Raw genomic sequence first — 8,901 nt, forward strand, 5'->3', positions numbered from 1 at the left:
AGCGTCGGACAGATACCTTTCAACTTCCCCTGCAAACCTTCGTCACAGGTTGACGGCGGACAGAACATGGGACTGGACGGCAACATGACCCGTGTAAACGGTGCCCTCTACCCCTTTGGTTATGGTCTGAGCTATACGACATTCGAGTATTCCGACCTCGAAATCTCGCCGAAGGTCATTACTCCCAACGAACGCGTGCAAGTAAGTCTTAAAGTGACCAATACCGGAAAAAGAGCCGGCGACGAGGTAGTACAGCTCTATACGCGCGATGTCATCAGTTCTGTTACTACTTACGAGAAGAATCTGGCCGGATTCGAACGCATCCACCTCCGTCCGGGCGAAACACAAACGGTTACATTCACCCTCGACCGTAAGCACTTTGAACTGTTGAATGCTGACATGAAGTGGGTAGTAGAACCGGGCGAATTCAGCATCATGGCAGGAGCCTCATCCGAAGACATCCGCCTGAGCGGAATGCTTCAGGTAGAAGAATACACAACCCGCCTGCAAGCCATCGAAGCACAAAAATCGCAAAGCCCCGTCACAGCCAGTACCAATCCGGAAAGCACAAGCCTGGTACTGGACGGCAAAGCTGACACTTCGTGGCAAGGGAATAAGGGAGATTACATCACCCTGTCGCTGGACAATTCTCCACACGTAGAAAAAGTGGATATTACATTCACCCGCGAAAACAACCTACCAGCTGAATTTGAAATACAGCTGTCGGGCGGAGGCGGACAATTCCTCACAGTATATTCGGGTACCGTAAGCGAATACGGGAAAGCAATCACCTACAAATTCAAGGGAAGTACCGCAAGCGACCTGCGCATCGTATTGAAAGACGACCGGGTGGGCGTAGCAGAAATAAAGCTGTAACAGGCACGCTGCCAGGAACATCCTGAAATGTAAATTGGCACAAACTGACGCAAATATTCAATAGAAATTGTTTGCGTCAGTTTGTGCCAATTGTGTTTTAAGATAACACTACTATAACCGCTGTTGAGCGACACTTGCATGGCTCATGAGAGACACTTGTACGGCTCGCGAGAGACACTTGCACGGCTCACGAGCAACACAAGTGTGGCTCACAGCGCCTGTATTCCTATAGTACGCCCTTCGAACTGGGCAATTCGAAATGATAAATGTCACGCTTCACAGCCATCTTCAGCGCACGGGCCAATGCCTTAAAGATGCCTTCTATCTTGTGATGTTCGTTCTGTCCTTCGGCTTTGATGTTCAGGTTCATGCGGGCAGCATCGCTCAACGACTTAAAGAAGTGAAGAAACATTTCCGTAGGCATCTCGCCTATCTTTTCACGACGAAACTCAGCATCCCAAACCAACCAGGGACGTCCGCCAAAGTCCAAGCAAACCTGACACAGACAATCGTCCATTGGCAAAGCATAGCCGTAACGTTCAATTCCCCGTTTGCTGCCCAAAGCCTGATACAGACATTCGCCCAAAGCCAGTGCTGTATCCTCGATTGTGTGGTGTTCGTCTACTTCCAAATCTCCCTTCACACGAATGGTCAAATCCATTCCTCCATGCTTGCCTATCTGCTCCAGCATGTGGTCGAAGAAGCCCAAGCCGGTATCAATATCACACTTTCCGTCACCGTCCAGGTTGACTGCCACATAGATATCGGTCTCTTTCGTCGTACGGCGGACTTCTGCCCTGCGTTCGCCGGCAAAGAGGAACTCGGCAACCTTATCCCAGTCTGTCGTGGCCAATGCACACACTTGCAGAAGTCCTTCGCAAGCAGCCTGTCCGCCTTCTGCTACAGGCTTCAAGAGTTGTACGTTGTCGTTCAAAAATATAGCACGGCAACCCAGATTCTTAGCCAATTCCACATCGGTCGGACGATCGCCTATCACAAAACTGTTCGCCAAGTCGTATTCCGGATTGTGAAGATACTTTTCCAACATCCCTGTACGCGGCTTCCGGGTGGGTGCATTGTCGGCAGGCATACTTCGGTCAATGCAGACTTCATCGAACGTGATACCTTCGCCAGCTAGCGTTTTCATCATCAGGTTATGAGCCGGCCAGAAAGTCTCTTCAGGAAACGAAGCGGTGCCCAGTCCGTCCTGATTGGTCACCATGACAAACTCAAAGTCAAGCTTACTGCGTATGAAACCCAAATTGCGCATCACCTTGGGGTAAAACTCCAGCTTCTCCAACGAATCCAGCTGATAATCGACTGGCGGCTCGATAACCAGCGTACCGTCGCGGTCAATAAAAAGAACTTTTTTCATCATCTGCTCACGAAAAGTTTTTCAATGCTTCTATCAGTTTGTTATTCTCAATCCGGGTGCCGACCGTCACGCGCAGACAGTTTCCGCACAACGTCACCGAATGACGGTTGCGCACGATGATGCCCTGCCCTACCAGATAATTGTATATCTTGACGGCATCTGTCACCCGCACCAAGAAGAAGTTGGCATTCGACGGATACATCTTGACCGTACAAGGCAACTTGGCAAACGCTGCCTCCAGGTATCCACGTTCTTCTTTCAAGGTCCGCACCCAACGCTCTACTTCGTAATAACGGTGCAGCATCTCAATGGCCTGTTTCTGTGTCAGGAGGTTGACATTATATGGATACTTTATCTTGTTGAACACGGCAATAATCTGAGGAGAAGCGAAAGCCATTCCGAGTCGGATAGCCGCACATCCCCAGGCTTTGGAGAACGTCTGCAGGACAATAAGATTGGGATATTTCTCCAGCTCGGTAAGGAAAGATGGCACTTCGGAAAAGTCGTTGTAGGCCTCATCCAAAACGACCAGCCCCTGAAAAGACGAAAGCAGCTTTTCTATTTCTGCACGCGGCAAATCATTGCCCGTAGGATTGTTGGGAGAACATAGAAAGATAACTTTCGTGTGCTCGTCGGCAGCAGCCAGCAGCTTGTCGGCCGAAAAGCAGAATTGTTCATCCAGCAACACCTTCCGATACTCTACATCGTTGACCTCAGCACATACCTGATACATGCCGTAAGTTGGGTCGATCGCCACAACGTTGTCTATACGGGGCTCGCAAAAGGCACGGAATACCAAGTCGATAGCTTCGTCACTGCCATTCCCCAGAAAGATATGATCGGCGCCAACTTTCTTTACTTTAGCTAATTCGTTTTTCAGTTCGCATTGCAAAGGATCTGGATAACGGTTGTGAGGACCGTTATAGGGATTCTCATTGGCATCCAAAAAAACAGAAGCCTCTACTCCCTTATATTCATCGCGTGCCGAAGAATAAGGCTTCAAGCGCCAAATGTTCGGACGGGTCAGTTCCTGTATTGTTTTCATGATTAGTCGTTTTAAGTTATTGTAAGGCTTTCAATCTCACGGTTATCGCATTCTTATGTGCATCCAAATGCTCATTAGCTGCCATGACTTCAATGGCCGGACCGATATGGCGAATGCCTTCCGGCTGAATCTCCTGGAAAGTAATCTTACGGATAAAACTGTCGAGGCTCACCCCGCTATAAGCCTTGGCATAGCCATTGGTAGGCAACGTGTGATTGGTACCCGAAGCATAATCGCCCGCACTCTCGGGAGAAAGGTGACCAAGAAATACGGAACCGGCATTCACCACCCGCTCGGCAACCGACAGATAATCGGCCGTCTCTACAATCAGGTGCTCGGGGGCATAGGCATTGGTCAGTTCGATGGCTTCGTCCAGACTGCGTACCACAATCAGCTTACTGTTGGCAAGCGACTTGCTGGCAATCTCCTTACGGGGCAGAAGTTCAAGCTGTCGCTCTACTTCGGCCTTGACGGCTTGCTGTAACGACTCGGAAGTGGTAATCAACATAGCCTGGCTGTCTACTCCATGCTCGGCCTGACTCAACAAATCGGCGGCAACAAAAGCCGGATTGGCTGTTTCGTCGGCCAGCACCTCTACTTCGGACGGACCGGCAGGCATATCAATGGCTACATCGCGCAGGCTGACCAGCTGTTTGGCTGCCGTGACGTACTGATTACCAGGACCAAATATTTTGTATACTCGTGGCACACTCTCCGTACCATAAGCCATAGAAGCAATGGCCTGTATTCCACCAGCCTTGAAGATACGACTTACACCTGCTACCTTGGCGGCAAAAAGTACGGCCGGATGTACCTTGCCGTCACGTCCCGGAGGGGTACAAAGCACAATTTCTCCACAACCTGCAATCTTGGCCGGCACAGCCAGCATCAGTACGGTAGAAAACAAGGGAGCCGTACCACCGGGAATATAAAGACCAACCTTTTCAATGGGTACTGCCTTTTGCCAGCAGGTTACTCCTGCACTGGTTGTCACTTTCTTACCCTCAAATCGTTGCGCAGCATGGAAAGTCTCTATGTTTTGTTTAGCCAAACGAATGGCCTGTTTCAGTTCTTCGTCAATCAGGCTGTCCGCTTCGGCCCACTCTTCTTCGGAAACAGCAAGCGAAGCAAGTTGCACTTTGTCAAACTGCTCTTCATAAGCCAGGACAGCACGGTCGCCTTCGGCCTTCACACGATTGATGACGCTTCGTACCGTGTCAAACAAGTCCTCGGTATTCATAACCGGACGTTTCAGCAAATCGGCCCATTGAGCCTTATCTGGATATGTAACAAGAATCATAGTAATAAACGGTTAAATAATCATTTTTTCTATCGGCAACACCAGGATACCCTCAGCTCCCAATGCTTTCAGCTTGCCAATAATTTCCCAAAAGCACTGTTCATCAAGCACCGTATGTACAGAGCACCATCCTTTTTGTGCCAACGGCATTACCGTCGGACTCTTCATTCCCGGCAGTACGGCAACGATTTCCTTCAGTTTCTCTTCTGGCACATTCATCAGTACATATTTCTTATCTTCTGCCGTACGCACTGCATCCATACGGAAAAGCAGTTCGCGAAGAATTTCTTGTTTCTCCGGACAAAGATTCTTGTTGCCAATCAGTAACGCTTCGGATTTCATCACCACTTCTACTTCTTTCAAGCGGTTACTTACCAATGTCGAACCTGAACTGACAATATCGAAAATCGCATCGGCCAAACCGATACCCGGCGAAACCTCTACCGATCCGGTGATGACATGCACTTCGGCATTCACTCCTTGTTTTTTCAAAAAGTTCGACAAGATGCCGGGATACGATGTAGCTATCTTCTTCCCCTCGAACCACTGGATGCCCGAATACTCGATGTCTTTCGGCATAGCCAATGACAAACGGCATTTACTGAAGCCCAGACGTTTGATGATTTCAGCATCTTCGCCTTTCTCCATAAATTCATTCTCACCAACGATACCTATATCGGCTACTCCGGTTGCCACGGTCTGTGGTATGTCGTCGTCGCGCAAGAACAACACTTCCACAGGGAAATTAGTCGATTGTACCAACAAGGTACGCTTTGTAGCACTCAGTTTTATATCCGACTCTTCAAGAAATGACATGGTTTCGTCATAAAGACGACCCTTGGCCTGCACTGCAATTCTTAGTAACATAACTTCATCTAACTATTTATATTAGTATTCATGATTATTATTTCTCAAACAATAAATCAGGTAAGTAGAAATAAAAAACGAGACCTACCCCATATCCGGTAAGCCTCGTTCATTTATGTCTTTATTACATTATACATACACTCATTCGCCCACCGAATTACTCGCCAGGATGATGATGGTGATGATGTGTAATGACTGTTCTCATGCTCTTTCTTTATTGTTACAGCGACAAAAGTAAAGTATTCGTTTGTAATATCCAAAGATTTATCACAAAATATTCCGTTTACCTATCACTTTTTCACCATGCAAAAACAAAAATGCTACAAAAAACATCAAGCCAAAGGTAAAATCTCCTCCGACTCAACATCACAATGATGGAAATGCATCTCTTGTTCAGCTTTCTCACGCGGAAAAGTGAAATAAGTACAGATAGCTTCTGTACAGAGTTCACCGGCACTGTTGTACAAACGTGCTTCGATGACAGCAAGGTTCCTTTTCTGTTCGCGCAATGAAGCACGCAACACGACATGTGTATCATTTGTTGAGATAGACTTCCGGAAACGTGTTTCCATTTTCGAAGTCACACCGCCTGTCTGCAATTTACGAAATACGACCCAACCGCAGATCTCGTCAAGCAATACTGACTGGATGCCACCATGCAACGTATTCAGCCATCCCTGATACTCGGGACGAGGTTTCCATACACTGACTATCTCGTCACCGTCTTCATAAAACACCATTCTCACTCCAGCTTCATTATCAGGCGAACAGCCAAAACAATTATAGCCTTCCATATCTTTCCATGGATTGATAATCTTTCTCATAGCCTCTATTTTTATGACCTTAGAACTATAAATTATTAATGTAGCAGCGAAGATAAAAAATGTCCCGTAGAAATCATAATCCTACGGGACACAACTAATGCCTAAATCAAACTTCTTTTTACCTTAAGCATGTTATTTCCATTTCTTCACACCTTTGGAATTTTCAGGAGTGGCCTCTATCAGACTTAAAGCAAAACCACCACTTCGTGCTTCTTTGACAGACAGACGGGTTTTAGACGTTACAATTCCCTTCTTTATCTGATATTCGGTCGGATTCTCCTTGTAATCGGCCGTCTTTCCGTCGGCATATAAAGTAGCGACATATTTCTTACCCGGCTCCAGAAAATCAAGAGCAAATGTAGCTGTGCGGGCATTCTCGTCAGTAATACCTCCCACAAACCAGTTGCCTGTTCCTTTGGCTTTACGTGCGATAGTCAGGTAGTCACCCGGCTCGGCTTCGATGTACTTGCTTTCGTCCCAGTCAACCGCCACATCTTTAATGAACTGGAAAGCATCCATGTGCTTCTCGTAATTCTGCACCAAATCGGCAGCCATCTGCAAAGGACTATAGAGCGTTACATAAAGCGCCAGCTGTTTACACAATGTAGTTTGCACCTGGCCATGTGGCAAATCGCCCATAAACTCCAGTTTAGTATCGAAAATTCCCGGAGTATAATCCATCGGACCGCCAATCAGTCGGGTAAAAGGAAGCAATGTGGTATGGAATGGCTTGCTGCCACCAAAGGCTTCGTACTCGGTTCCGCGTGCCGATTCGTTCCCTATCAGATTAGGATAAGTACGGCACAAACCAGTAGGACGGACAGCCTCGTGAGCATTGACACAAATCTTATATTCGGCAGCTTTCTTCACAGCATAAAGATAATGGTTGTTCATCCACTGTCCGTAATGATGTTCACCACGAGGAATGATGTTGCCTACATAGCCGCTTTTTACCGCATTATAACCATTGTCTACCATAAACTGATAGGCCTGATCCATGTGACGTTCATAATTGCGAACGGAAGAAGAAGTTTCGTGATGCATCATCAGTTTGACTCCTTTACTATGAGCATACTCATTAAGCATCTTCACATCAAAGTCCGGATAAGGAGTGACAAAGTCGAACACATAATCCTTAGAATGTCCGAACCAGTCTTCCCAACCTTCATTCCAACCTTCAACAAGAACCTGGTCCAGTCCGTTTTCTGCAGCGAAATCGATATAACGTTTCACGTTTTCGTTGGTAGCACCATGACGTCCGTTTGGCTTGGTCTTTTTATAATCAGTCTCACCCAGCTTCACTGAAGGAAGTTCGTCTGTATAAGCCCAGGTACTCTTACCGGCAATCATTTCCCACCATACGCCTACATACTTGACAGGCTTAATCCACGATACATCCTCGTAAGCACAAGGTTCGTTCAAGTTAAGTGTAATACGCGAAGCCAATATCTCGCGGGCATCATCACTGACAATCACCGTACGCCAAGGTGATGTACAAGGAGCTTGCAGATAACCCTTATTTCCTTGCGCATCAGGAGTAAGCCAAGACTCAAAAATGAAATTCTTGTCATCCAGATTAAGATGCATACAAGAGTAATCTACCAAAGCGGCTTCGTGCAGATTGATATACAATCCGTCAGCCGTCTTCAGTTGAAGCGAGGTCTGCACACCTGTAGGAGAAAACGGAGTTTGCGAAGAGTTAGGAGTGATGGCTCCTTCCATCAAACCACGTATTTCCGAAAGTTTAGATTCGGTGTAGTCATACTCCTGTGTGTCATAGTCACCGGGAATCCAGAAAGCGGTATGGTCGCCCGTCATGGCAAACTGAGTATGCTCCTCCTTAATCACAATGTAATTCAGATTTTTCTGCAAAGGAAACTCGTAACGAAAGCCCAAACCATCGTCGAACAGACGGAAACGGATAATGATATTACGCTCCTGTGCCTTCTGATTCAGCGTAACGGCAAGTTCATTGTAATGGTTGCGTATCTGCTTTTCTTCTCCCCAAACGGGTTCCCAAGTTTCATCAAAAGTGGAAGTTTTGGTATCGGTCAGTGTAAAACCATTCATCAGACCGGGATCATCCTTCAACTCCAACCCTAACTTAGAAGGCTTGATGACAACCTTTCCTTTATAAGAAAGTTCATAAACGGGTTCCCCCTGCGCATTTACAGAAAAGTTAAGCTGAAGTTGCCCATTAGGAGAAGTGATACTTTCTGCCATAGCTGCGCTACAAGCAAAAAGCGCAAAGATAAAACAAGCAAATTTCGTACAGATAGTTTTCATGTTTCTCATGTTATATGGTTGATTAATAATTAGCATACCACAAAGATAAAAAGGAAAAGACTTTTAAAGAAGAAGGACAAACAGAAAAGACTTAAGAAAGCAATACAAACGTTTGCATACACCCTTCCAGCAGAGAAAATGACATGTCTTTACTGCGTATCTATCCGAAACCCACCATTTTTTGCTTCAGCAAAGTTGCTATCTTAACCCTCATAAAGAACATCTATCTACTCTACTAAATGCGTCTTCTGCCACATCATTTTTTCCCTAGTTAGGAAAAAATTCCTTCCCAGTTAGGAGTAAGCATTCGAAGAAATGCACCTTTTAC

The 8,901-nt window shown here is 46.4% G+C and carries 7 protein-coding genes; 1 reads left to right on the forward strand and 6 read right to left on the reverse strand.

The genetic code is table 11. The features are described 5' to 3' along the window. A partial coding sequence (locus QVP67_RS09225) for a fibronectin type III-like domain-contianing protein (protein WP_288180071.1) occupies positions 1-876 on the forward strand: 876 nt, incomplete at its 5' end. Positions 877-1,102: 226 nt separating this feature from the next. Here the strand turns inward: QVP67_RS09225 and hisB are convergent. The 6 genes from hisB to QVP67_RS09255 form a co-directional block, all read right to left on the reverse strand. Continuing rightward, complete coding sequence (gene hisB, locus QVP67_RS09230; RefSeq protein WP_022163278.1) at positions 1,103-2,254, reverse strand: bifunctional histidinol-phosphatase/imidazoleglycerol-phosphate dehydratase HisB; 1,152 nt, start codon at positions 2,252-2,254, stop codon at positions 1,103-1,105. Between the two features lie 4 nt (positions 2,255-2,258). Beyond that, the gene (gene hisC, locus QVP67_RS09235; RefSeq protein ID WP_022163279.1) at positions 2,259-3,296 is read right to left on the reverse strand and encodes a histidinol-phosphate transaminase; all 1,038 of its coding nucleotides are present in this window, start codon (positions 3,294-3,296) and stop codon (positions 2,259-2,261) included. A 16-nt stretch (positions 3,297-3,312) separates the two neighbouring features. Continuing rightward, positions 3,313-4,596 carry a histidinol dehydrogenase gene (hisD, locus tag QVP67_RS09240; protein ID WP_022163280.1) on the reverse strand — a complete coding sequence of 428 codons (1,284 nt, stop codon included), beginning with the start codon at positions 4,594-4,596 and terminating at the stop codon, positions 3,313-3,315. 12 nt (positions 4,597-4,608) lie between these two features. After that, a complete protein-coding gene (gene hisG / locus QVP67_RS09245; RefSeq protein ID WP_022163281.1) occupies positions 4,609-5,463 on the reverse strand; it encodes an ATP phosphoribosyltransferase in 855 nt (284 codons plus the stop codon). Between the two features lie 332 nt (positions 5,464-5,795). Then, the gene (locus tag QVP67_RS09250; RefSeq protein WP_022163282.1) at positions 5,796-6,287 is read right to left on the reverse strand and encodes a PaaI family thioesterase; all 492 of its coding nucleotides are present in this window, start codon (positions 6,285-6,287) and stop codon (positions 5,796-5,798) included. A gap of 132 nt (positions 6,288-6,419) precedes the next feature. Beyond that, complete coding sequence (locus tag QVP67_RS09255; RefSeq protein WP_022163283.1) at positions 6,420-8,582, reverse strand: glycoside hydrolase family 97 protein; 2,163 nt, start codon at positions 8,580-8,582, stop codon at positions 6,420-6,422. Positions 8,583-8,901 lie beyond the last annotated feature (319 nt).

This window comes from Bacteroides sp. CAG:633 (assembly GCF_000435115.1).
GTDB classification, from domain to species: domain Bacteria; phylum Bacteroidota; class Bacteroidia; order Bacteroidales; family Bacteroidaceae; genus Bacteroides; species Bacteroides ndongoniae.